We start from the raw sequence: 26,320 nt of genomic DNA, 5'->3' as shown, positions 1-26,320 counted from the left end.
AAACGCGTTCTCTCAGGGGCAGGGACTCTGGGCTCATGAACTGTAAGTGAATTGAAACGTAGACTAAATGTTCTCTTCTACAAACAAACCTGACTGTCCGGAAAATAACCGCGCAAGATCTACCATCTGTTCTGAAGGTATTTGTCGGATAAGGTCACCTGATTCTTTATCCACGACTCGAAAGATCACCTGATTGATATCCTTTTCCAAGGAGATCTCAATCCGGGGATCAACCTGCTTCACCGTTTCTTGAAGGCGAGCCACCGTTGCTTGGACCTGTTCCGCCGTCAATGTTTCATTGGCCGTTGAATCCTCAGTAGGGTCTGAGGCATAAACTGGCTGTTTTGTCTCTGATTTGCGATGAATATCTCCCGTGATGGGCTTCTGTCCATCCCCCACGCGAATCTCATTTCCAACTGAGATATTTATGAAAGAGGTGCTGTCAGATAGTGTTGAAATCATTATGGGTTAACCCCAACTTTCTTAAAGGAGAAACCGGGACTTAGCCCCGGTTTCTCCTTATAACGGATTACTGCAGCAAGGCGAGGGCTTGCTGAGGCAACGTATTGGCTTGAGCCAATATTGAGGTACCGGCCTGAACTAATATTTGGTTCCTGACGAACTTCGCTGACTCAAAGGCAATATCAGCATCACGAATTCGTGATTCAGCAGCGGTGATATTTTCACCGGCAACTTGTAAATTGCCGACAGCAGCATCAATCCTGTTTTGCAAGGACCCGATATTTGCACGAGCAGACGCCACGGCACTAATGGCGCTATCAATGTTAGACAATGCGTCTAAGGCATTGCCGGAAGTCGACACATTGGTCGAGGCGAGGTTTAAGGTATTCGTGTTCAAGTCATTGAGTGACAAGGAAAGCGTATCATTCGCTGAACTCCGGAAACCAATCTGGATACTCAAGGAGTCGTTATCGGTTCCACTTAACAGTTTCACTCCGTTAAACTCTGTCACAGAGGAGATTCGATCGATTTCAGAGCGAAGGGCCACAAACTCCTGATCAAGGAAGGATCGTTCATTCGAGCCAAGGATTCCACTGGCTGATTGCTCGGCTAGTTCCCGAAGGCGGCCTAATAGATTGCCGATGCCTTCCGCACCACCGTCAGCAATTTGCAGTAAACTGATGCCGTCGTTGGAATTTCTGACCGCTTGATTAATACTACGAATCTGAGCCCGCAAGGTTTCGGAAATTCCTAAACCTGCAGCATCGTCTGCAGCTCGGGTAATTCGCAAACCCGAAGAAAGACGGGCGACCGATCCTTCCAATTGAGAACTGGACACGCCCAAATTCCGTTGAGCGTTGAGCGATGCGATGTTGTTGTTAACGACAAGTGCCATACTTTCCTCCTTGATGGCTGCACCTCAAAGGATCCGTCCCTTGAGGAAGACAATAAATGAGTTGAGCCGATTGGCCTCCTCGATAGTTGTGAAATGAACCAATTCCCACTTCTACCGGTATGTATCGACCACCAGGAGGAAAACTTGAGGAGGCTAGCCAATCACTTGTGTCCTACCAGAACCCCATTGAGAATCCAGTCAGTAACCTAACGGGCTAAACAGAGGCAACGCCATTCCATAGCCTTCAGTGGTAACTTCATAGGAAGCTACAGGAATGGAGGGGCGAGAAAACTTGGTGTTACGGGAGAGGGGTAATGTTTCGAGAAAGACAAGGAATCACTTCATACTCCAACATGTCTGCGATTCGAACGCCATCTTCGTTTTCTCGAGCATTTAGTAATTCTTTGACCCAGAACGATAGGTCATTAATGACCTCAGGCTTTTTAAGCCCCATAGATTCATGAACCTGTAGCCACTCAAGGTAATCGGCTATTTGGCCGAACCATTGGTCTAGCTGGTGGTATTTCCCCTTCCCTTGCCGGAAAGCATCAACAAATTTCTGTCCTTGATCGCGTAACTGTGCTCCGAATTTTTGGCCCGTTTTTTCGGAATACTGCACGATGGTTTCCACCTGTTTGCTCACGGCCGCTATCGATCCAAACGAACTCGCCACTTTGGCCAGGGTGGGAGGCACTAACTCCCGATCCGTCATCTTCCGATTACCAACTATTAATTCCGTCACCAAGCACCCTTTGGCCTGAGCGCGGTCACTCAAATTGGCCAGAACTTCCCCTAGCTGAACCCGATCACCCACTTCCCAGATTTCTTCATCCAATTGTACGTGCATACAAAATCCCCCTTTGATCATTAGAAAACATTCCTTCCAACCGTCTATAATTTTCTTCTCCTCGAGTGCGAAATACATGATACGCTCGAGCATGTTCCTCGGCCATGCCGCTAAGGGTCAAGGCCTCCAAGCTAAAGGTATCTCGGAAAAAAGCCATCGCTAAAGGGCCAAAGGCCAATGATGGCCTGGCGATCTGTTGCATCGTGAGTGTGTCAACTTTTAATTGATACTGGCGTGCCTTTAAGCTGTTAACCGGGATAGGCCTTTGACGACACATATCTAATACGGTGTCGGCTTGAATACACAACTGATCGAGTTGGGAAGCCAAACGACGCCATACCTGCTCGCAGTCTGAAAAATCCGGTGGAGGTGTTGGGAAAAAAGGGACCAGGCTAGGGGTACCGGCAAAGGATTTATACCAGTATTGCCGCCAATACTCCGCGTACCAGGAGACGCGTGGATCTTCCGTTCCCGCTCTTATCATAAATGTCCCTAACTGATCTTCATTGACGCCACCTTCATATACTCGAATCTTGGACGAAAACGATGGAAAGGGACGATTACCCAAGAGATGTAAGCAGAGCTCGGCCACCTCTTGAGGAATGATCTGGTCTTTACAGGCATGGTGAGGGCAGACCTTATCGAATCCGCATGGACCACACATGATCTCGGGTTGAACCACCCAATGCCCTGGTCCAAACGGTCCGGTTTCCCAAAAATTCACATGGCCCACTGACACGTTCAGAACCGGCGTATTCACTCCCACAGCCATATGCATGGGCCCCGTGTCATTGGTCACCATCAAGACACAATGTTCAAGTAAGGCCACCAGTTGCGGAACAGTGGTTTGGCCAACGGCTTCACAGATGTTCCCCAATCCTCCCGCCTGCCGGTAACACCGAATAGCCTCCTGAACCTCCGCCTCTTCTTTCTTTGTGCCAATCAACACAAATCCGACTGACTGTTTTTGGCTGAGACACGCCATCATTTGTCCAAAGTACTCCGGTCGCCAGGCTTTCATCGGATCACTGGCGCCGACTTGAATGCCAATCCACATATCAGCCGTTCCTGCTTGTCTCACATAGGTCCGTGCCCATTCTTTCATGTGCTGGGACACAGATAAGCGAAGGGGATAAAACGAACCCGGCCCGCTCCCACCAAGCGAAAAAAGATCCACGATATTGAACCGATTCAATTGTCGATATACATGGAAATCCACGAAATATTTCATCCAAGGATTTTTCACGACGAAACTCCCATCCTGGGTCGTGGTCATTCCTCGCTCATCGGCACACCCGAAATATTTCACCAGAAACGCACTGCGGCGATTAAAGGTCAGGTTCACGACACGATCGTACCCCACCTGAAGTAACGGTTGAACCCAACCGGCAAGTTCCCGGTAGAGGGCGACCACGTCTCGCGCTCGCACCCGGCTTTCATCCATCAGCAGCTGAAAGTCAAACATCAACACCTGTCGAATGCCAGGAATTAGGCTGGCGACATGGGCAAATTCTTTATCAACAATCAGATCAATGGCCACACCCGGCCATTCTTCCTCTAACCGTGAAAGAAGGGGAACCATCTGAATTAAATCACCCATCCGGGTAATATTAATAATGAGGACTTGTTTATTCATCAATAATTGGCGGTAGCGGAAATTATCCCATCACAAGTTCAAAGAAAATCCCGTTTTTCCTGGCGGTATTCATCCATCATCAGAACCAGTAGTTCCTCACGGTTCAACCGGGCTTCAGGCCCTTTATTCCGAATACTTTTCGCCACATCCACTAACTCCACACGATCAGTTTGAGGGAACTGCTTCAGCATTGGAATTAATTCCGGAGTCTTCCCACTTCGCGCCACTAAGGATTCAGCATGACGGTCCCCCTGAAGGATAGCTCCTAACCGGTCAGGACTCGCCATACCCACGGCGCCTAGGAAGGTTTTCATCCGATGTCCGTACGTATGCGCTTCTAATACGCGCTTCCGGGACAATTCAGCCATGGCCACTCGCCTGGCTGGTTCGTGCAGATAGGTTTGGACGGTTGAGAGGAGCTGATCTGGATTGTTAATTACGGCCATCATCGATTCATCAAAGAGGGCCGGGAGCAAGGTTCGAGTATCAACCACTTGAAACGCCCCGCAACTGGCTAATTCAAATGTCCTGGGATTCACTCCATCTCCCTCCGGATCGAATCCATCTCCCGTATACGAATGCAAGTTAATATTGACCGAGGTAGCATTGAAAATTTTTACACTGGTGGAGGTATCAATACGTGCGCCCCCTCTCTGAAGAACTGGCGCTAGTGCCCCTGGGTTGTCCCATTCATTCCCCCACAATTTAAACGTCCACTCATGGCCGACCAGGGATGGTAGGATATGTCGCCGATTTCTATACCCTGCTCCTAAAAACGAGACGTCGGCACCAAACTCCTGTCCCTCTTCTTCAGTGAAGGCCATAGGTTGATGAATGGCCGGATCAGCAGCTAAGGGAAGATACGAGACGTGTTTGGCGCCGGCTTTTCTGAAAGCGTCCAAGCATGCCGCTTGTTGCATCACAAACCAAAAGTCATACCCCGTTACCATCTGCTGCCAATAGGTTAAATGCCGAAAATTTTCCACAAACCACATGGCCGTTAACACCTTCTTTCGACGCATTTGCTCTAAAACGGCCATGGTCAATGGCGCCTGGGACAAAGCCAACACGAGATCCGGGGGATCTTCTGCCACATGAGCAAGGCTTATCACCGCCAGCATTTCACTCATCCGTTGCTGGACGGTGAGCCGCAACCGGTGATCACGGATCGTTTCCAAATTCTGATATCCCGCATAATGAGGACTATGATCCACCCAACTTACACGATGTCCAAGACCTTCCAAGGCATTGACCACATATCGGGCGATCGGCAACGACCCGCCATAAATAGGTCCGACCACCATGATGTGAAGCGCCCCGCTTAATTGTTGAGCGAGATGCTCACGAAGCTGCAGACGAAAGTGTTCATAGGTCTCACGATGAACCGTGGCCGCAGGTTCGTAACTCAGAACACGCACCCGCTTGGCTTCCTGTGTCACTTGGGCAGCCATATCAGCCATGGAACCCGTCAGCCATAGCACCCCTTCCCCCCACCCTTCCAACGCCCGGACCGAGACACAATCCGCAAATTCAGAAAGATCCGGCACCACGACCATTATGACCTGGTCATGGGGCAACATCTGACGCAAGGCTTGCACATGGTAGAGCAGTCCCACGCCAAGGAGGACAAGAGTTTCCTCTGCTTGACACTCTTTCACACGTTCTTCAGCCCATCGCTCCGCCTCGCGAACCGGATCATACGCACTATGGAGATATCGGGAGTCGACAAGCGCGGTGGGCATTCCAGATTTAGCTGGTAGGATCGACAGGGTTCCTCCTGGTACCTGGAGGATCTGAGCGGCAAGTATCGGATCCTGGTCGCGAAGAATACCGATATTTTGTTTCAACACGTCCATTTATCTGTTCCTGGTTGATTGCCCTGGAAACACCGCCCCCTGCCTTAAACCTCCCGGGAGCCTTCCCGACTACTTCGAGACTTCCATCCGAATACCTTGATTCGCCAGCTGAGACAGCGTCTCCCACGTATCTTTTCGCCGGAGGACAGCCTCGTCAGGGATGCCATTCCTTGTATAAAACGCCCCCCACTCATCTCTATTGCTGGTCCAGAGATCCCACCCATCTGTTGTGGCATTCACCGTGCTTTCCTGCATTAAATTGACGGATTCCATCACAGGCCAATAGGCAGAGGATGATCCAGCAGCGCTTATATCACGGACATCCAGGCTCTCCCGAGGTTTCGCTCCCGTGCGTTGCCACACATAATGACCAATCCCATAGGGGCCCGTTTCATGGACTCTGGCCTGGGAGAAATACCAGCCGATCGCACGAGCCCCACACATCGCTCCGAGATGCAATGGTCCCGTATCCGATCCGACCACCCACTGACACCGATTAAGAAGAGCCACAAGCTGGGGCAACGAGGTCCGGCCACACCCATTCACGACCCGATTGAGATATTTAGCGGGAAGGCGATGCTCTAGGGCCAATGCCGCTTCCCGTTCTCCCGCACCACCGACCAAAAGCAGGTAGCACTGAGGAATGTGCTCAGCGCATGCAGCAATCAGGTCTTGCCATGCAGAAAGGGGAACTCGCCGGTCGGCATCTCCCGCACCAAGAACAATTCCGATGAGAGTAAAAGGGTCACCATTCACCGGCAGTTCCAGCTCAAAGGGCAATGACACCTCCGGGGCCTGTAAGTAGGGAACGTCCAATGGCGGAGAAACCTGACACAACCCGCAAAATGCATCCGCTAAATGCACCCGGTTGCTCCCTCGATCTCGAGAAATTTGACGTAAATATCCCGCCCATGCCGGAAGCGTCTGATTCAATGGTCCATACTCGCCAGGACCGACAACCAGACCACTCAATACATGGGCAGCAAGTATCCCGCGAGGATGGTTATTCAAATTATAGGCCAATGCATACGGGGGAAAGGCACAGTCAGCCAAATAGCGAGTGGCTCGGGCAAGTTGTTGATCACAATCCGTCATCTTGGTCGTGGCGAATTCATGCCATTGTTCCCCATTCCAAGGGAAAACCCTGTCCACACAAGGGAAAAGTTCTCCAAGTGCCACCAGGGGCGAAGGGCAAAGGAGATCAAGAGGTCGCTCAGGATAGGCAGTTTGCAGAGCAGTCAAAGCAGGAAGAGATTGGACCAGATCACCCAGCCGAGCTAATTGTATTAAGAGGGCTCGGGACATAGGCTAACTTGACTAGGCAAAAAGTTCTTCTATTTAAGTTGCGAGGGCATGACGGTCAAGAGGTGCCGTCTGAAGGAGAACCTCTAAATCGTGTAATCCCTCATAGTCGGGCTTTAAGAGGCTTAACATCTCAAATTGTTGCTTGGCCACATCGAGTCGACTCGCACGAAATTCCACCCCGGCCAGAGCAAAGCGCATATCGCAGTCTGCGGGGTTTCGTTCGACATACCGTGCAAGCCGTCCCCCCAAGTCTTTCCATCGTTCCAGGGATGTTCCGGCCTGAATCAACCCATTCATGGCTTCCACATCATCGGGATGATCAACCATCACCTGTTCAAAAATCTTCCAGGCTTCTTCCGAATCTCCGGTTCCCATATACGCCATCCCCAAACCGATCCGGGTTTTTCGAGAATCTGCGCCACATTGCAGAGCGCGGCGAAATGACAGGGCCGCCTCAGCACATTGCTGGGATTGCATCAACAGAATTCCCTGCAACCAGTGACCCGACCCATTGTTGGGATCAGATTGAAGGAGCGCCTGGATTTGCTCAGTCGCCTCAGACAGATCCTTCCCGCTGAGGGCCAGCTTAGCGAGTCGTTCCCGTGCCGCTCGATCTTCTCCCATACTCAGTATCCGTTTCAAAAATGCCCGCTCCCCATCCAATAGCTGCAACGATTGGCATAGCTTGGCCGCCCATCTAAGCACTTCACCATCATCCGGCCAATCTCGATACTCGGAAAGGAGAGCCTGTAATTCACCGTCGTCCTGGCTATTCATGCCCTCGCCAGCGGCATGCCGCTGGCGTAATAGGAATTCCTGCACCCGTTGAACTCGTTGCCACTGAGTGATTTCCCTATCGCCCTGCAGTGTCTGGAGCGAGGGCTGAAGCCGTCCGTCACCCAAGGAATACCGGGTGGCATAGCCTGCCGGAACCGTATGGAAATCCTCATCGACCACAATGGAGGAAGCCCACCGTTCCATGAGCACAATACCATTGTGCCGTTCGGCCTCATGATCCTTCCTTCCGGGAGTTTGATGTTCCAAATGATAGAGCACACTTTCCGGTTGATAGATGACTTTCTTACCCCGTTTGCCCACTTTGAGGCACAGGTCTACATCCTCGAACCCGTTCTGATAGATCTCGTCAAATTGCCCCACCGCATTAAATTCCTCACGCCGAATGAGCATACAAGCCGCAGTGACAACCTGAAACTCTTGACGAACATTGGCAGCGCGCAGATCTCCTGGAGCACCACGGAATATATGGTAGGGCGTCAAACAATGTTTGGCGAAAACCACGCCGGCATGTTGAATAGTGTTATTCGGATAGAGCAGCTTGCTCCCGACAATGGCAACATCCTGATGACTCTCCACTTCATTCAATAAAGCCCGCAACCATCCTGGCTTCGGAATCGTATCGTTATTTAAAAAGACCAGAAAACGCCCCTTGGCAGAAGCGGCCCCTTGGTTGCAGGCTTTGGCAAACCCATAATTGGCCGGATTCGTGATGACCTGAATATCCCCACTCAAAGAGGACAGAAATGCCGGGGTCTCATCGGTGGATGCATTATCGACGACAATGACTTCATACGAACAGCCATCCGTGACCTCCGCCAAATGAGTCAAGCACTGCCGGGTCAATGCCACTTTATTCCAAACTGGAATAATGATTGAACACTCAAAGGAATACTTGGCATGGTTGATTGGGGAATAAGGGGGCACTGGTGGACTTTGTATTTTCGACTGAGGTACCCCGTTTGAGGATTTGACGTCACGGCCCAACCAGGCCTGTTCATACAGAGGAAGCACATGTTCCATAAGACGATGGTTCAATACCCAGGCTCGGAGATGATCTCCTTCCCTTTCTAAGGCACCTAAATCATGAATTCGTTCGCGAATCGCCTTGATCCAGGCTTGTGGTTCATGCGGCAACCGTATGATGGGAGCATGTTGATGGGGAAAAATATCCGTGCCAATAACCGGATAGCCCAATATTCCATACTGTAAAATTCTGATATCACTTTTAGCTTCATTGAATGGGTTTGGCACCAATGGCGCCAATGCAAGATCAAGATTAAGACTCGCCAATTTTTTCGGATACTGAGCCACGTCTACCATGGAAAATGTTTCGCTGATCACACCTGGACTACTGGACATCTGTGGTGCATCTCCGAGGAATACCCATTCAACCTCATCTTTCAATGCCTCAATAATCGTTTCCAAAATCGCCGCATCACCCTTGTGCACCTTCGCTTGTCCTGCCCATCCAATTCGAGGACGGGAACCCGCTCGACGTCGAGGCTTGAAATCCTCCCATTCCTGACGCACCAAGCAATTCAGAAGAAGAGTCGAGTCGATTCCTCGCTTAAACAAATCGGTTTGAATAGGTTCCGTAGACACCGTCACACAATCCGCCGTATACATAAGACCAAACATTCTTTGAAGATATTCCGGAGTAAAGTATCCATGATTCGGATTATCGAGAGGAATTTTCCAGAGCAAATCGTCACAGTCGTAAACAATGCGTGTACCGTGGGATTGCGCCTCTTCGAGCATTTTTTCTGGCAGTCTACAGTTCCGCTGAATGGCCCAAACCTGCTCGACTCCCATAGGCGGCAACGTGGCCTCACCTGAAAGGATATTGAGATCATTTACAATTGTGCCATTTTTCCAGATCCCTGCACCCGCAAGAAGTGGTTGAAGGAGTCGAATACGACCACAGATATAATCAGACCCAATGACAGAAACCGTTCGGCCACGTTCTCCAGAAGAATCTCTTGCCTTTTCAAGAATCACTTCCCTTGGTTTTTCATTAGCCTGAAAACCACGGCGTGGTGTTCCGACAGACCCTTCCATGTGTTTCGGATCTTTGTGGAATTCTTTAACAAAGGAAGACGAACAATAAAGCGATTTCACGCCTGCCTGATAATCCTCCCAATTTTTTTTCGCGATGTCCTGAACATTTTTTCGACGGGATTCATCTTTGAAGGCCCGATACTCGGCGAAGGTCTTCTCTTCAATCCCATCAGTCGCCTTTAACGTCTGTACATCGATATGGGCCGCCCTTCCAGCGGGAAGATGCAACCCAATCTGTTCATCCTCCATGTAGGCATTCTGCAAACCCTGCAACTGCATTCTCAGTCCATAATCCGCGTCTTCCTCACCGTACAACCCGTAGTCTTCGCACCAAAATCCTAATATTTGATGAGTTCTTTTCGGAATAAGAGTACAAGCCCCATTTAAATTTCCAATTTTTGGCCGAAGAGGTAATCCCCGCATCTCACAGATGGGATAGTTCACCGGTTCAAAATTATAGGCAATAGCGCCCAATTCAGGGATACGGTCGATGACCTCGACCATCCTGGATAACCAGCCGGGCTTTTGGATCACAATATCATTGTCCAGCTTGAGGTAATATTCAGCCTCAGGCTCCTGACCCCATGCCAAATTCGAAGCCTTGGCAATTCCAACATTGGCCGGCAACAAAATCAGATTGGAAATAAACCCCTGTTTGTGAAGCGCTAGTAAATACTCTGGTGTACCGTCGGTACTTCCATTGTCCACAACCGTAATGACATGCGGGAAGCATGTATGCTGAAAAAGCGCAGCAATAGCCTGTTTTGTAAACTCCAATCGATTAAAGGTCACCATGCCAATATTGACATACTTGTTTTGAAAAACCTGTTGTTCATATTGAAAAATTGGAAGAGGCTTCTGAATAGGTGCTGGAAAATACGATCGATTCGCAGCAATTATCGTTCTGAATTCTTTCTGGCTAATAGCTGGATTCGAATTCACCGTCCCTTTGGGATTTTGAAAATATAACCCAAGAAATTGCGGAATATGTCGCATAGGAAAATGTCGGGCAACGCGACAATGAAATTCGTAATCACTTGCACACAAAAATGCGTCGTTAAAAACACCAATTTTTTCATGTATGGAGCTACGCCACATAAAAAGGGGACCCATGTGGTAGCCGGTCAACATCATTTCTGGGCAAAAATCAAACCGAATTGAATATCCTCCCCGAATAAACCAATCAAACTTTTGATTTTCATGTTGTGTGATAAAGACATCTGCATACACCGTCCCAACTTCAGGATATTTCTCTAATTCTTCAACCATTACCTCAAAAGCTGAGGAACTTAAACGATCATCAGTCGGTGCTACCGTAAGATATTTCCCTTTGGCCAAACGTAAGCCTTCATTGACGGCAGCGGTCGCATTTGTTCGATTTCCACTTCTGAGGTAAAAAATATTGTCGAATTTTTTCTGGAATTCATGGATAATTTGACTTTCATTTGTTTCTGAACCGGTTTCGACAATAATGATTTCCGTCCGATCTGCTAGGGTCTGTGCTTCCAAATCATCTAACAACCCTCGCATGAATCGTTCAGAGTTGTAGGCCGGTACAATAGCGGAAACGAGAACTTCATTTTTATCCACCCTCTGGAGATTTCTTTCTTTCAACGAGCAGACTTCCGCAAATTCAAATTTTTCAATATGCACTATTTTTTGTTCTTTTATCGTCGTATCCTTTTCCTTCCCCCTCAAAAAATAAAAGTCTGCTGGTCTAGTAACATTCACAGTACACCCACCTCCTTGGAAGGACCAGGGGAAAGCTTCCGAGAGCGAGTCCATTTTCTGGTAAATTAGGGAAAACCCGTTTCCCACCTTATCATCAGGATCTTCCTCTCCCACTAGAGCAAGACGATTTCCAAAAATTCGATAAATAAATTCTTTCATGGAGCCAGGAGAAAACACGTGGTAATGACAATATAAGAAACTATCACCTTCAGGTTCTGATTCTTGAGTCGCATGAGTCAAATAATCTTGAACCACATGATCCCAATCAGTAAGGGGCTTCCCCCGATCAGAGGGAGCGGCATCCCGATGAGGTACCACTAAGAACAAGTATCCCCGATGTTTCACAAGCCTAAACCATTCCAAGAGGGTTTTAATGACATCAGGACAGTGCTCTATGACATGAGAAGCTAAGATGAAATCTTCCGATTCACTTGGAAGCGGGATAGCCCCAGCATCTGCCTTAATATCAATAGGTGCGACTTCTCCAGTCAAAGCCAATTGTTCTTTGGTATAGCCTTCTCCACCCAATCCCACAGTACGTGTCCTCAGACCAAACGGATTGTGGGACGAAGGTCCGATTTCCAAACCCGAAAGTCCATCAAGCCAATGGTGAGCAAATCGACTTTCGGGAAACCTGTGGTTCATAACTGGAGATCCTCTCTGAAGAATAGGTTGCTTAAGCCACTTGAACAACAGCTGCCTCTGGTGTTGGAGAGCTTTTTGCTTTTCCATAAACCCGTCGATACCATTCAAGGGTCTTGCCCAATCCATCTCGAAGAGAGATCTGAGCTTGAAACCCCAACAGGCTCTGGGCTTGAGCTACATCAATCAAACGAACCGGGATCATTGAAGGTTTGTTTGGATTCACGACAACCTTCGCATTCTGAAATCCATCAACCTCCAAAAGGGTATCCAACACCTCCCGAACTCGACATCCTTTTCCGTATCCGATATTGACCGGTTCAAATTCGTCCAGTTTGGCCATGGCCAGCAGCACAGCGTCGATAAAATCATCCACAAATATCAAATCCCTCACATCTTCTCCGGTTCCCCATACTTCTAAGGGGTCCTGCCGTTCGACCACCTTTCGAATAAGTGCCGCAGTGACATGTGACCGCTCAAAATCAAATTTGTCATAGGGTCCGTAGACATTCGATGGTCGAACGACCACAGTTTTCATCGTATCCTTAATTTTCTCAGCATAGTTTCGACACAACACCTCGGCATACCGCTTCATCCAGCCAACGCTGTAATACGTCTCATATGGATCTCCCTCAAACATTTCCCCCTCTGAAACCGGGCGTACTCCCGTTGGTGGATAGGCTGCGCTACTACTGATAAAGAGAAACTTTTCAATTTTCGCCTGATAGGCCGCTTCTAACATCTGCGCATTCATTACAACATTCGGTGTCACATGGGCTAACGGTTGGGTGGCCATGACTGCCGCACCTGAGGTATTGGCGGCACACATGAAGACATATTTCATTCCCTCAACCGCCTGCCGACAATCATTCATTTGCGTAAGATCTGTTTTTAAATATTTAAGATTCGGATGTTCATATTGAGGGGGGCGCCCATGCAAAGTTCCAAGCACATGAGCTCCATCCTCGACCAAACGCTTGGCGATATTCGTTCCAAGAAATCCTCCGGCCCCAGTTACCAGTACGTTCGCATTTTTAAACATAAATCCTCATTTTCTAGTGCAATCGTAAAATCTTTCGTTTTCGTTGAACGATGAAGTTCAGGTAGTAGGCAAACTGCCGTTTTTCAAAATTCCCCTAATTGGGCAAACGCCAAATATTGGGAGTAAGAAAATCTAGTTTCATGCACTGCCCCCTCAAACAATGTTTTTGCAGTCGGCATTAGTAAATTAATGAAAGTTTCTTGCGTCTGACTGCTTTCATCTTCATCGTCTTTCAACCCAACCTTAATGAGTTCAATTGCGCAATCATAAAGAGAAAACAGTTCCATCAAACAGGCCATTTTTATTATTTTCATAACACTCCAACCTTCCTCAAGCCCTTCCCCCGTTTTAATTTCCACAATAGGATCCCGCAAATATAGAAATTGCCCCCAAACTACCTGGCCCAACTTCCCACAGCCGGTTCGTTTAGGGTTTGGAAAGGGAGGGAGCACTTTTCTTGAATGACGATAATGGGTAAAGTCATATAATTTAAACCCCAGGGAACGCAAGTAAAGGTCAATTTCACTGAAAATGGGCTGACCAACACGCCACCTATCAAACAAGCATTCAACACTTATACCCAGGACACTATTCTTCAGGTATTTTTGTGCACCCATTAATACATCCAGCTCACTTCCTTCACAATCTAATTTCATGAAATCCCCTGATGGGATTTTCTGCTCCCGGGCAAATGTGTCAAAATCAATGGTCTCAAATTCCTCAGTTTTAACAACCTTCAATCCAATTTCATCTTGAAACCGAGAAAGCATGTTGACATCCCCTGGATAAAAACTTGATGCCGGAGGAAACTGTGCATGATAAAAGATTTGCCTCCCTTTTGACTGTGAAAGGGCAACGGGATAATACCTAATGTGAGAAGCCCTATTAGATTCATTAAGCCGATTACATTCAGCCATATCAGGTTCAAAGGCAACAATACGAATTTGATCTCTAAAAAATCCCCAATGATTTTCAACTCCATCCCTTGCTCCCACATCCACGACAAAGAATGGATCATTTTGAAATAATCCTTTTGCAATGAGGGTTTTTGTAAAATTAGGGCATGGATTCAAAATTTCCGACATTTCCGCCATCAAATTCTCTCCCTAAAGTTACTGAATTCAGATCATCAAGAAATTTTATGATTAGTTGAGCAGAGACGAAAAACCAGAAAACTCAATATGAGTCTACTCCACCCTCACTCAAATGGTCCCGCATTTAAACAAGAGCCACACCTTCATCCCGTTTGGAAACAATCGGCTGCTTCACCGGCCACCAGATTCCCAAATTCGAGTCATTCCAAGGTAGAGTAAATTGCCCTTCACGGTTATAATTGGTCGTTTGCTTGTAGTGAAAAATGGCCTGGTCAGATAGCACCAGGTGGGCGTTTCCAAACTTGGGTGGGATCAATACTTGGCATCGATTGCGATCTGATAGCGTAAACGATTCCCACTGTTGATACTGTGGAGAGGTGGGATCCCAATTCACCACCACCAAATAAAATTTCCCCCATAAACATGACACCAATTTCCAGGTTTCCTGGTCCCCATGAATGCCTCGCAACACGTGTCTGCCAGACACGGAGATGTCATCCTGCACAAAATTCATGTCAATTCCGGCTTGCTGATACACCTCTTTGTTAAAGGTTTCAACATAAGTCCCCCGAAAATCTTCAAAAATCGTTGGTGGAGTTACGACGCTGACTCCCTTCAAGCGACTGTGGGAAACTTGTAATTTATGCTGTGGCGAAATAGTTTTGCCGTTTAAGATATTCATCATGATGCTCCAAGTACCACTCCCATGTGTGCTGCAACCCTTCTTGAAGACTCACTTTCGGTGCATATCCGAGAAGTTTCCTGGCCAAAGAAATATCCATCACCCGCCGGGGAAATCCGGTGGGTTTAGTGTGATCGAATTGGGCTCGGAACGGCACAACCGTTTGAAGAGCTTCTACTAATTCTTTGATGGTATAGCCGATACCACTGCCTAAATTGACGTACCACCCGCCCGTGCCATGGTACAAAGCAAGAATCACTCCATCAGCCACATCACCACTATAGGCAAAATCACGAATGGCGGTTCCATCTCCCCAAATCACTACCGGATCCTCTTTGGAAAATATCCGTCGCATGAGGGTGGGAATCACCATGGCATTGGCAGGATCGAAATTATCTCCAGGTCCATACACATTGCAGGGACGCACCACGGCGTAATGCTTCAAACCATACTGTATTTGGTAGGCACGAACTTGCAATTCAGCCATTCGTTTGGCCCATCCAGGGAACATATCCATTGGTGGCCCTTCATCCTCCCCTTCCTGTTCCTTGAAAATTTCCGCACTCGGATATGCGCCAATTGATGAGGTATAGGCCACCCGATCAACCTTTTCCAAGCGGCAGGCCTCTAACATATTAGTATTCATCATCAACAAGGGGACAAAAAAACTTGCCGGCTTGGATTTCGTTACCTCGATGGAGCCTTTAATCCCGGCTACATGAAAAACACAATCCATGTCCTTCACTATACGTTGGCAAAATCCAAAATCGCACAAATCGCCCTTCACATACTCCACTCTGTCTTCAACCTGGATTTCATCCAGGGACACACTTCGAACGGAGGCCCCAGCCTCCACCATCTGGCTCACGATCTTCCGTCCGATCAACCCGCTTCCTCCGGTGACAAGAATGTTTTTACCTTCAAAATACTTTAAAAGCTCGGATACCATTTCGTGCCTTTCCCATCCACCCATTTATTATTTTTTGTTCGTGACCTTTTGGTTCGCTAGGCACCCTGATCATTACCACCCCGGGCACAGGACTTAAAAAAATTCCGTCGAACGTCAAAAGCTCCGACTTTCCCCCCCATCAACGGCTACACAGGCTCCATTCATCAAACCTGCTTTTTCTGAACACATAAAGGTGACAACATTTGCGACCTCATCCGGATACCCTGGCCTATTCATGGGGCATTTTCCTTGGATAACCTGGTGAAATTCTGCGGGATTTTTACATTTGAATTGATCCCATTCATTACCTTTCAGGAGAATGGTTCCCGGAGCAACGCTGTTAAAGGTCAAGCCGGCTTGAACAAGCTTTTGATCTAATGCCAGAGTTTTCATGAGGCTAATTTCTGCGCTTTTGGCCATGTTATACCAAGGCCTTCCTCCCCCTTCCCGACCTTGAACAGAAACGACTGTGACTACCCTGCCCCATCGCTCCCGTTTCATAAAGGGGATGACCGCTCTGGTAAACCGAATGGCGGCCCAGGTGTTCACAGAAAAGGTGTTCTCCCAAACCTCGTCCTGAACCGTTTCAACAGGTTGATTGATTTGATGCCCACCCCCTCCAACATTATTCACCAAAATATGAATGGTTCCCCAAGCCTTAACCATGGCTTTCACGACACGATCGGGCATACCTTGTGCTGTCACATTACCTTGAAAGCCCAGGCTCAGACACCCGCGAGACTTTACTGCCTGCACGGTGTCTTCTAATGGCGCCGCTTGTCTCGCACAAATCGCCACGTCACAACCTTCATCAGCCAATCCCAAGGCTATGGCTCGCCCAACTCCATAGCTACCTCCCGTCACCAATGCTTTTTTACCCAGAAGGCCAAAGTCCATTTAGAGTGGCTTCCATATAACGATGGTGTACCCTTCATGGTACAAACTCCCAAACCCTAACCGTTTCACTTGAACAATTTGTATTCGGCTGTCCACTTCCAGTTTTCGCAGATACGGCAAGAACCCTCGGAGGTATCCTCGGTCGGAATGATAGGTCATGGCTAAAGAATCCAGAGGATCCTGTTCATCATATAATTCATAAATTGGTTCTATGTGCACACACAATTGTGGATGTTGCGTCAAAACATAATGAATAAAAGGTGAAAAGGCAGTTCCAATTTGTTCCAAGGCGCAAACAGTCAACACCCCACTACCTGTGGCTAGATGCAGATGAGGGTCTGGATGAAAAAAATCAAAGGGGCGCCCGTGAATCTTTAATCCTTTGACCTCTCCAATTTTATTAATTAATGCCACCGAGGATTCCGCCCAATCTAACCCATAGAGAGTTTTATCGGGGTACATGTCCGCCAGTGCCCATAGATTAAACCCGCTTCCGCAGCCAAATTCATACAAAGTGGGGACTTGCTCAAAACAGGTCCGATATAACCAATGACGCAGCACGGAAAAGAAGTTGGCCTCAAAGGCAACATCAAGGGGTCGAATAAATTTTTGGTTGAGTCGTAATACAGGATGGGCGTCAAGAAAATCGGGGGTCAATGAACGGACAGAACAGGTATTGTTTAAAAACTGTTGAGAAATTTTTTCCCAGGTTGTATTCCACACGTCATATCGGGCCGGGCCCACGGGCGTGAAGACCTTCGAATTCAATTTTTTTTGAATTTTCAAAATAACCGATTCCCTCTGAAACCTATTCAGTGGAACGTATCGAAAATCATAGCTGTCAAAAAGGGCACAGACATCGGCTGTCATGTCGGGTATTGAAACACCCAATAGTCGGGAAAATTCGGAAATGCCCAATCTCGTCTCCACATCAAGACACGAACCGGCCCCCTGAATCATCTCTTTTTCCCCTAACGTAAGATCCGTAGCTCTCATCAAGTCAGACTGCCTTCCATTTTTGGTTTACGCACAAGTTTCCTTCACGATATAACCACCAGGGTTAGAGCACCAATCCAGTCGTCGAATACGGACCGATTGATGAGCAAAGAATTCATCAACTGCTTTACTTTCTCCCTCCCATGGTGGAATCCCATATTCATCGAACAGGACAATCCCTCCGGGAACCACTAATGGCCACAAATATTGAAGCCCGACCTGTGTCGGGCGATATAAATCTGCGTCAAAGTGTAATAATGAAATGCGAAGACCAGGATTCTCTTCGATGTATTTTGGAAGGGTGTGTTCGATTTCGCCCTTCACTAAAACAATTCGGGGTTTATAGGGAATAAAACGGTCTTGATCAAAAATACGAATCGCATCATGCAATTGCTCCTCAAATTGTCCGGAAGCAAATCCTCCCTCACATTTTCCAAATTGAGGATTATCTAGACCATCTTTCTGGTCTAATCCGGCAAAACCCGTATAGTTATCGAAACCAATGACTTTTTTATGTCGATCGCCCATATTCCGAATCTCTAGAAAATTTGCCCATGAAAATAGTGAGGCCCCACGATAAACGCCAAGCTCAACAATATCGCCTGGTAAGCGCATGATCTTTTTAAACAAATCATAATGGGCCAGAAATTTCTTCAAAAAAACTCGACGTGAATAAATTTGAAAATTCCGCCAAATCTCTCGATGGGAAATTTGGAATTTTTCAAAGTGTTTCTCAAGGAGATGCTCAATATGGTCATCCGCCTTCCAATTCGTCCGCCCATCAAAGACCTGATCACTCTGATCGTTGGTTGACTGTATAATACTCAAGGAAACACCCTCCTGGTTCCATCGGTTCGAACAAATACCTGGTCTTCTATGCTAAAATAATCCTTCCCCGGTATGGCATCTTCCGGGCGCACCAATCGAAATTCCAAAGACTGTCGCGATACGGAACACCGTTCAGGAACAAACGTCCGATGAATCGTGAGATCACCAAACAGCAAGCAATCCCCAGATGCCAGGTCATAATGCCTCACGAAAGGCCATTCCTGACAATCCAACCCAGCCCCATGTCCATGCAAAGGCGAATGAGCCAACTCTCCGAGTTCCGCTAAAGCAAATTGAAGGGTGGAATGGCGAGAGGGATATTCATTCATCGGAATCCAGGTCGTGATAATCTGTTGATGCCCACTTTCCCCAAGAATCTTTTGGTAACCAACATCCTGATGCCACGGAACTAAATGGTTTTCTGATTGAATAAGCCGGACTTGCACCGGAAATACCACCCATGTATGGGGATGGATCAAAGCCAATAACTCTGATGAAATTTCTTTCCACACTTCATACCAACGTGGATCCTTTCGCAAGGCATCAGTTCCCAATCCCAATTGCAGCCCTTTTTCTTCTCTGGAGCTCAGCGCTAACGCTTGGCGTTCCCCTTGAACGTTGTCAAGATATCGGCGCAATTCAGTAAGAAGGGGGACCGAAATCCCGCCTGAGATCGGTTTCACCCAATGACGGGATTGAACATCTATCATATTCACGGACATGATCTTGTCTCCTCACCCTAGAACCACATCACCATAATCACCAACCAGCCGATTTCGATCGATGAACTGCCCTCTCAACACATTGGCATGCCTTGGCCTCGCATGGACCAGGTCAGCCAGCGACTTTATTTCGGCCAAACTTTGTCCTTCGGGAATTGCGGCCAGGTAGTGGATAAGCTCACGAACACGCTGCCCTTCCTCATTTCGCGCCCAAGTTTTGAGGGCAATTTCCAAGGCAAAATCGAAATACCCCAGCAACACAGCCGTCACAAACAGGACATACGCCTGGCGCAGTTCCATCGGACACATGGGCATGGCAAGCAACTGAGGTTCCTTGAAAAATACGGCATCCGCATACAGGATTCGTTCCCGTCCCCTTTCTGTGTATTTATTGAGTTGCTTACAAGACCGGTAAAACATGTCGGTAAATCCATAAAAAGAAAATCCACAATCCCGAAGAAATAATTCGATGTCCGAGAACAGCCGTTGCCCCTGATAGATTTGACAGAATTCGACCTCAGTAAGAATGGCTGCTGTTCGCTCCGTAAGGGTGCGCTTCGCTCCAAGGAGAACCTCCATTTCGGTCCCTTGGGTGTCGAGTTTAAGAAACTCTCCCCAAAACGACTCGGTTTTTCGCCGAGAGAACAGCACATCATCCAGTGTGGTGGTTTCCACTTCAATACTGCCGACTTTTTCAAACTTGATCATGTCATACCGTTTAATGAGATCCTGGTTAGGAGGGCGCAGGGAATGATTCGTTGCGGCGGAAAGTAAATGGAGTCGAGACCTTCCTGGTTGGTCTGCCAAGGCTACAGGTTCAAATTCACAAATCGCCCAGGGTGAGGCTGTGGCATGGATCTCCCTAAGACGTCCGCATTCACCCTTATCTGGTTCAAACCCCAAAATTCCTGTCACCTCTGCCAGGGGGTTCACAAGTGGATGAACTCCACCCCTTGCTCCGACATCCACAAAACCCAAAGGTCGCTCCTTTAGTGCCCGATATGGCGCGAGCGCTTGAAAGAGAGGATGGTTCGTCAGCGTATCACGAAAAGTCTGTTCCATAGGCTTACACCTACTCACTGGGGCGAAAGGGCAATTTCTCGGCGTTTGGCCGAAAAACCCGAACGAAAGGTTTCACCCTTTCGTATGAATGTCAAAAGAAGCGCACGTCTATATTGGTCCGTTGTCGAATTCATATGCGACGCATGAATGATATGTCCATGAATCAACACCACGCCCCCTCTGGAAAGAGATAGATCGATGGAAGAATAGTTCCTGGGCATAATCACTTGCTGACAATTGGCATTGGGATCCTGCCCAAAGGTTTCCACCTGAGGAACAGCCTCGGTCGGCAAAATGGGCTCCCGATGACTTCCTGGAAACACAATTAAACCACCGTTTTGTGGAGTCACATCATCCAACGCAATCCACGCTGATCCAAACACATCAGCTTTAGCTTGCACATAAAGATTATCCTGATGTCTGGTAAACCCTCGAGTTCCCGGTCGACAGAAAAAAAATTGGCTCTGCAGGCCACTCACCTTTCCGGAAAGGACTACCTCCATCAGTTCAACAATCTTTGGACATCGCATGGTTTGAAAAAACCGGTTATCGAGGCTATGAGGATTCATGACCGGTATGAGAGTGCCATCCTTAAACGAGGAAAATGACTGAGACGACGCAATCAATTCGTCACATTGGGACGGCGTGAGTACATCTTTGACAACGCAATACCCCTGTTCTTGGAAAAATTGCAGGTCGAAGGATTTCATTAAATTCGTTTTACAGTGGCCGGATAGCTAACCAAGCAATCGCAACCCAGTAGTCCATTCGGCAAGACTTAAAAGGGATAACGCCGACATTTGGTCAAATTCACCTGCTAAAACCAGACCTTTGAATTGCCCTGGAGATAACAAAACCACTTCTTCACTTTCCTTAAGTGGAACACTATTATCCAATTGGCAATCTTGCGCCAAAAAGAAAAACCCCTTTGAACTAAACCGATTGACCATCAAATGTCCGCTCCCCAACTCAACAAGCCGAGCGGAACGATATCCGGTTTCTTCCATTAATTCCCGCATAGCAGCCATCTCTGGACTTTCCGAACCGTCAATTGTTCCTGCAGGGAATTCAAGAGTTGTACGCCGAATAGCATGGCGAAATTGACGCACTAGAATAATCTCTTTGTTTCTCGTTATGGCTAATACTAAGACGCCATCTGAGCTTTCAATACGGTAAAATGGTTTTCGGTCCCAGTCAGAAAGCTCATCCCACGTTTCCTCGTGGACCCGAAACCACGGACACTTAAATACCTCCTTAGTCATACCCATTCGTGGTGGACCCGAAGTCAGTAATGGCATATGGTCATGCCTCTCAGGATCGGTGTCCAACAAGAACTTTTTCCTTTGCCTTTTTAGGGGTCTTGAGAGAGGGAAGCCGTCTTCTTTCCATTTCCTTATGAACCCCTTCTCCCTCGAAAGGATATCCCCCGGATACCCGTCTATCAGGTCCGTCGTAGTAAATTATGCTGCTTCCTGATTGTGAAAAAGAAAACGGCACACAAATATAGGGATGCATCGCTGAAAGAAAATGTGCCTGCTTGGAAATCGGAACATAAAACAACATAAACCCACTGCCCCCTGCCCCGGAAAGCTTTCCACCAATCGCCCCATTGCCCAGGGCATTTTTATAAATTTTATCAATTGTGGAATTGGAAATATCGTGGGAAAGTGCCCGCTTCAGCATCCAGCTTTCATGAAGCAATTTCCCGAACTCCTCCAACGAACTCGTTCCACTCAAAATACCCAACCCTCTGTCCACCATTACACGCATGGTTTTCAGTTCGGCAGACCTGAGAGAAAAGTTTTCGGTGACACTTTTTGCAATGTCTGAACCTAAGCGACTGGTGCCGGTATAGAGTAGAACGAGATTTTGCTCCAGTTCAGCCAATCGCCCCAATGATAAGGTGAGCGGTTCGACTTGAATCTGGCCGTCTCGTAGAAAACGAATAACATTAAATCCGCCGAAGGCGGCGGCGACTTGATCCTGGGAGCCAACTGTTTCTTTTAAGATATCTTGCTCTAAAGTGAACGCCTGGCGGGCCAGATCCATTTTCCCCAACATCTCTCCCTTCAACCCGGTGAGAGCTTTCACCAGACCAACCGAAAATGAAGAGCTGGATCCAATTCCTGAACGGGCCGGCAGATCACCCTGATGCTGAATTTCCACCCCCTGAGAATCATCAAAACCTAAAAACCGCAGGCCTTCTCGAACGGCAGGGTGCAGAATCTCTCCAATTGTCGATACCGTTTCAATATGCGACCAGACAATCCGGTGTTTAATATTGAAAAATGGAGGAAGGTATCGACAACTCACATAGCAATACTTGTCAATTGTGGTGGAAAGAACAGCGCCCTCTTCCCGAAGATACCATTGAGGATAGTCCGTGCCTCCTCCGAAAAACGACAACCGATAGGGGGTCCGGGAAATAATCACGCAGCTTTGCTCCTCTTGTGGTAACGCCTTCGATAAAAATCCAGAATTCCTTGTAAGGTTTCTTCAAAGGGGATGCGTGGTTCCCACCCGGTCGCCGCTTTGAACTTTGACGTATCGGGAATCTGCAGGGTGACATCCGACGGTCGTAACAATGCAGGATCCACCACATGCTCGATTCGACAGGTGGCCATGCCTTTGAGAATCTCGAGCATGTCCCGCAATGTCATCGTACGGTTTCCTCCGATATTATAAACTTCCCCGGCCGGACACTTTTCCATCAACACCCAGTAAGCTCTGACGGCATCGCGGACATCGGCAAAGGTCCGAATACTGTCCAAATTTCCGACCCGGATCGGATTTTTCCGAAGCCCATACTCCACCTCGACGATTTGCTTGGCATAGGCACTTTCTGCAAAGACATCCCCTCGCCGTGGGCCGGTATGGGTAAACATCCTGGTACGGACGGTTCGAATGCCATAGGACAAAAAATATTGAAACGCAATCATGTCTTCCCCGACTTTGGACACCGCGTACGGGCTGGCCGGACGAAAGGGATTGGCCTCTGTGATAGGCACTTCATCCGCCAAAACCTGTCCGTACACTTCAGAGGAACTGCAGACATGCACCTTGGCATCGACTCCGGTAATGCGGAGGGCATCGAGCAAATTGGTCGTCCCCAGCACATTGGTGGACAGCGTGTCGACCGGCGCGTCAAAACTTGTCGTGACAAAGGATTGTGCCGCCAAATGAAAGATCCAATCGGGTTGGACTTTTTTGATCACGACAATGAGCGAATTCAAGTCCCGAAGATCACCATAATGCAGGGCAATGCGATCCTTGATGGCCACAAGATGATCAAGAGGAGTTCGCCATCGAATGAGTCCATGAAGGTCCACGTCCGGGTGATCCGCAAGGATATACTCCGCTAAGTGACTGCCCACCATTCCTGAAATTCCCGTAATGAGCACTTTCATCTTCGCTTTCCTTTGATGAGGTGGTCCGACAATCCTGATTAAAAAGGGCCTTTGAACCGTTTATACACATCTGCCATCGATTGGGTATCGGGCAAGGGCAACCCATGGATCTTCTTCCCGGTGACGAGGACAGCCAACGCATCCACTAATTGGCGCAAATCGGGATAAAAGAGATCTTCCAAACACTTGGCCGTAGGACAGGGAGCGGGCTGCATTCCCAAGGTCACCACCGGTGCCTTCAAACATCCGGGATTGCGTTCGGCGACCACACGGCACACCTCCGCGCATACGCCATATTCCCGCCAACTCGTATCCGCCACGACCAACCGTCCCGTTTTTTCAACACTGTGCATGACCAAATCCCAGTCGGGACTGGACACGCAATGCAAATCAATCACCTCGCATTGAATATCGGACACCAGGGCCAAGTGTTCTGCTGCTCTCATGGCTTCCAACACCATGATGGAGGTGGCCACAATGGTGACCTCCTCACCTGGCCGCACTAACCGGGACCCAAAGGGCTCGGTCTGCTGTCGCGTGGATAGAGGCGCCACATAAAATTGTAGATCGTACATCAACCGGTGCTCGAATGAGATGACGGGGCCCCGGTAGCGGTCAATCACCGCCGGATAGGTGTCGAGGATCGATTGCGAACTCGAGGGCATCAAAACCTGCAACCCTGGGATATGTGCAAAAAGAGATTGGAGGCTTTGTGAATGTTGCGCACCCTGCCCCCAACTTCGTCCCACGATCATGCGAATCAACATGGGCACGTCAAACCGGCCACCGAACATATATTTGTATTTGGCGGCTAAATTAATGATCTGATTCATGGCCAACAGGGAAAAATCGGCACGAATATGGGTCTGAATCGGATACAGGCCATTTAACGCGGCCCCAATGGCTACCCCTGTCATGCCTTCTTCGGCAAGCGGCGTATCCATCACTCGATCCGGCCCAAACTCTTGACTCAATCCTGTGGTGGAACCAAAAATCCCTTTGTGATCATCCACCCCCTGGCCCATGATAAGAACGGCATCATGCCGCTGTAAGGCGTCATGCATGGTCCAATGCAGCGCGTCCCGATAGCTCATGATCTCCGTGCCTGCCTGGGCACGAAGAGCCGACGCGGCCTGACCCTTCACACGGGATGTGACCGCCGCATTACATAACATCGCGAAGTAATTCCTCCACGGAGGGAAATGGACTGCTCATGGCGAAATGTACCGCTTCATCTATTTCTTTCAGGATGGCCGGGCGAAACGTTTCGACTAGGTCCCCATTGTGTTCGAGAGGGTCCTGTCGTTTCCAAGCCAACCACTCTTCAGGTCGGCGATAGCCACACATGAAGTCTTCGCCAGGCCCGACATGCTCTTTGTACCGATAGGTCCGAATCTCCACAAATACCGGTTCTCGATTTAACCGAACACGTTGAATAATGTCCGACATCGTGTCCGCCACCTTCACAAAATCATATCCCTCGGCAATGTGGTACACCGGAAGGCCATACGATCGTGCATGATCAAGAATATTGTACCCCTGTCTGGATTTTTGTGAGGAATGCACGGCTAATCCGTTATTCTCACATAGAAATATCACGGGTAAGCGATGAAGAACCGCGAAGTTCAATGATTCGTGATAGACGCCTTCTTCCGTGGCTCCGTCTCCAAACACACCAACCACCACCTGATTATGGCCTAACCGTTTCGCCGCCAGGGCCGCTCCCACGGCATGAGGAATTGTACTGGCCACCACAGCCGAGGCACCCATCAACCCTACCTCGGGTGCCGCTAAATGCATCGAACCGGCCTTCCCTCGCGCACACCCAGTAACTTTGCCATACAGTTCGGCAAACATTTCCGCCAAACTTCCCCCTTTAGCCAGATAAAAAGCATGGCTACGATAGGTACAAAAGACCAGATCTGTTTTTTTCAAATCCCGACATGCCCCTACAGCAACAGCCTCCTGTCCAATCGATAAATGCACCGGACTTTGAATACCGTCGCTAGGATATAATTCAATGATCCGTTCTTCCACCAGGCGTATACGAAGCGCCTGAAAGAACAATTCACAAAATTTTTGAGAATTTTCCATATTTTTTGCGACTATCCCTCTGCCTCGATCACCGGTTTCAGAACATGGCTCACAGACCGTGAAGAGCTTCACGACTTCCTTATACGATGTAAAGAAGTTCAAGTTTTATGCCATGCAGTTCAAGTTACAACAGCCGGGATCCAGCTCCCAATGCTGGCAAATTCCAGGTCAATCGAAAAACCTTTACCTACTAGGAATTCATTGCTGACAAACTCGGAATTTATTGCCTAGCAAGAGAAACGCTGATTGAACACAGGACAGAAGAAAACGGTAGGACCACATTAAGCCATGGTCTTTTTGGAACTATACAATAAGTC

22 protein-coding genes are annotated in these 26,320 nt (G+C 48.2%); all 22 read right to left on the bottom strand.

The genetic code is table 11. The annotated features are described in order from the left end of the window. Nucleotides 1-63: 63 nt before the first annotated feature. Nucleotides 64-399: a flagellar protein FlaG gene (locus ACTRXD_RS21715; protein ID WP_442433862.1), complete on the bottom strand. Its 336-nt coding sequence runs from the start codon at nt 397-399 to the stop codon at nt 64-66. Nucleotides 400-529: 130 nt separating this feature from the next. Further along, complete coding sequence (locus ACTRXD_RS21710) at nt 530-1,357, bottom strand: flagellin N-terminal helical domain-containing protein (RefSeq protein WP_442433861.1); 828 nt, start codon at nt 1,355-1,357, stop codon at nt 530-532. Nucleotides 1,358-1,655: 298 nt separating this feature from the next. Continuing rightward, the gene (locus ACTRXD_RS21705; RefSeq protein WP_442433860.1) at nt 1,656-2,204 is read right to left on the bottom strand and encodes a hypothetical protein; all 549 of its coding nucleotides are present in this window, start codon (nt 2,202-2,204) and stop codon (nt 1,656-1,658) included. Next, complete coding sequence (locus ACTRXD_RS21700; protein WP_442433859.1) at nt 2,185-3,840, bottom strand: glycosyltransferase family 9 protein; 1,656 nt, start codon at nt 3,838-3,840, stop codon at nt 2,185-2,187. The genes ACTRXD_RS21705 and ACTRXD_RS21700 overlap by 20 nt, the downstream gene beginning before the upstream one ends. 38 nt (nt 3,841-3,878) lie before the next feature. Continuing rightward, nucleotides 3,879-5,696: a CgeB family protein gene (locus ACTRXD_RS21695; protein ID WP_442433858.1), complete on the bottom strand. Its 1,818-nt coding sequence runs from the start codon at nt 5,694-5,696 to the stop codon at nt 3,879-3,881. Between the two features lie 69 nt (nt 5,697-5,765). After that, nucleotides 5,766-7,001 (bottom strand): glycosyltransferase family 9 protein, encoded by a 1,236-nt coding sequence (locus ACTRXD_RS21690; RefSeq protein ID WP_442433857.1) that lies wholly within the window; start codon nt 6,999-7,001, stop codon nt 5,766-5,768. 33 nt (nt 7,002-7,034) lie between these two features. After that, nucleotides 7,035-12,233, bottom strand: a complete 5,199-nt coding sequence (locus ACTRXD_RS21685) for a glycosyltransferase (RefSeq protein ID WP_442433856.1) — start codon at nt 12,231-12,233, stop codon at nt 7,035-7,037. A 31-nt stretch (nt 12,234-12,264) separates the two neighbouring features. Further along, complete coding sequence (locus ACTRXD_RS21680; RefSeq protein ID WP_442433855.1) at nt 12,265-13,272, bottom strand: NAD-dependent epimerase/dehydratase family protein; 1,008 nt, start codon at nt 13,270-13,272, stop codon at nt 12,265-12,267. An 83-nt stretch (nt 13,273-13,355) separates the two neighbouring features. After that, on the bottom strand, nt 13,356-14,366 hold the full coding sequence (locus ACTRXD_RS21675) for an FkbM family methyltransferase (protein WP_442433854.1): 1,011 nt from the start codon (nt 14,364-14,366) through the stop codon (nt 13,356-13,358). A gap of 124 nt (nt 14,367-14,490) precedes the next feature. After that, a complete protein-coding gene (gene rfbC / locus ACTRXD_RS21670; RefSeq protein WP_442433853.1) occupies nt 14,491-15,051 on the bottom strand; it encodes a dTDP-4-dehydrorhamnose 3,5-epimerase in 561 nt (186 codons plus the stop codon). Beyond that, complete coding sequence (locus ACTRXD_RS21665) at nt 15,008-15,997, bottom strand: NAD-dependent epimerase/dehydratase family protein (protein WP_442433852.1); 990 nt, start codon at nt 15,995-15,997, stop codon at nt 15,008-15,010. Before ACTRXD_RS21665 ends, rfbC begins: the two co-directional genes overlap by 44 nt. A gap of 114 nt (nt 15,998-16,111) precedes the next feature. After that, nucleotides 16,112-16,894 (bottom strand): SDR family NAD(P)-dependent oxidoreductase, encoded by a 783-nt coding sequence (locus ACTRXD_RS21660; protein WP_442433851.1) that lies wholly within the window; start codon nt 16,892-16,894, stop codon nt 16,112-16,114. Next, nucleotides 16,895-17,890, bottom strand: a complete 996-nt coding sequence (locus ACTRXD_RS21655; RefSeq protein ID WP_442433850.1) for a hypothetical protein — start codon at nt 17,888-17,890, stop codon at nt 16,895-16,897. Between the two features lie 27 nt (nt 17,891-17,917). Next, nucleotides 17,918-18,547 (bottom strand): TylF/MycF/NovP-related O-methyltransferase, encoded by a 630-nt coding sequence (locus ACTRXD_RS21650; RefSeq protein WP_442433849.1) that lies wholly within the window; start codon nt 18,545-18,547, stop codon nt 17,918-17,920. Nucleotides 18,548-18,714: 167 nt separating this feature from the next. Then, nucleotides 18,715-19,440, bottom strand: a complete 726-nt coding sequence (locus ACTRXD_RS21645) for a hypothetical protein (protein WP_442433848.1) — start codon at nt 19,438-19,440, stop codon at nt 18,715-18,717. A gap of 12 nt (nt 19,441-19,452) precedes the next feature. Continuing rightward, nucleotides 19,453-20,502, bottom strand: coding sequence for an FkbM family methyltransferase (locus tag ACTRXD_RS21640; RefSeq protein WP_442433847.1), 1,050 nt, complete (start codon nt 20,500-20,502; stop codon nt 19,453-19,455). A gap of 14 nt (nt 20,503-20,516) precedes the next feature. Beyond that, complete coding sequence (locus tag ACTRXD_RS21635) at nt 20,517-21,212, bottom strand: phytanoyl-CoA dioxygenase family protein (RefSeq protein ID WP_442433846.1); 696 nt, start codon at nt 21,210-21,212, stop codon at nt 20,517-20,519. A gap of 27 nt (nt 21,213-21,239) precedes the next feature. Beyond that, on the bottom strand, nt 21,240-21,800 hold the full coding sequence (locus ACTRXD_RS21630) for an NUDIX hydrolase (protein ID WP_442433845.1): 561 nt from the start codon (nt 21,798-21,800) through the stop codon (nt 21,240-21,242). Nucleotides 21,801-21,813: 13 nt separating this feature from the next. After that, complete coding sequence (locus tag ACTRXD_RS21625; protein WP_442433844.1) at nt 21,814-22,935, bottom strand: GHMP family kinase ATP-binding protein; 1,122 nt, start codon at nt 22,933-22,935, stop codon at nt 21,814-21,816. Next, the gene (locus tag ACTRXD_RS21620; RefSeq protein WP_442433843.1) at nt 22,932-23,909 is read right to left on the bottom strand and encodes a GDP-mannose 4,6-dehydratase; all 978 of its coding nucleotides are present in this window, start codon (nt 23,907-23,909) and stop codon (nt 22,932-22,934) included. Before ACTRXD_RS21620 ends, ACTRXD_RS21625 begins: the two co-directional genes overlap by 4 nt. 38 nt (nt 23,910-23,947) lie before the next feature. Beyond that, complete coding sequence (locus tag ACTRXD_RS21615; protein ID WP_442433842.1) at nt 23,948-25,084, bottom strand: alpha-ketoacid dehydrogenase subunit beta; 1,137 nt, start codon at nt 25,082-25,084, stop codon at nt 23,948-23,950. Next, nucleotides 25,074-26,003, bottom strand: coding sequence for a thiamine pyrophosphate-dependent dehydrogenase E1 component subunit alpha (locus tag ACTRXD_RS21610; RefSeq protein ID WP_442433841.1), 930 nt, complete (start codon nt 26,001-26,003; stop codon nt 25,074-25,076). The genes ACTRXD_RS21615 and ACTRXD_RS21610 overlap by 11 nt, the downstream gene beginning before the upstream one ends. Between the last annotated feature and the right edge of the window lie 317 nt (nt 26,004-26,320).

The organism is Nitrospira sp. T9 (genome assembly GCF_052156535.1).
Lineage (GTDB): Bacteria > Nitrospirota > Nitrospiria > Nitrospirales > UBA8639 > Nitrospira_E.
Note: the sequence above shows the minus strand (reverse complement) of the source record. Positions and strands in the feature narration are given on the sequence as shown.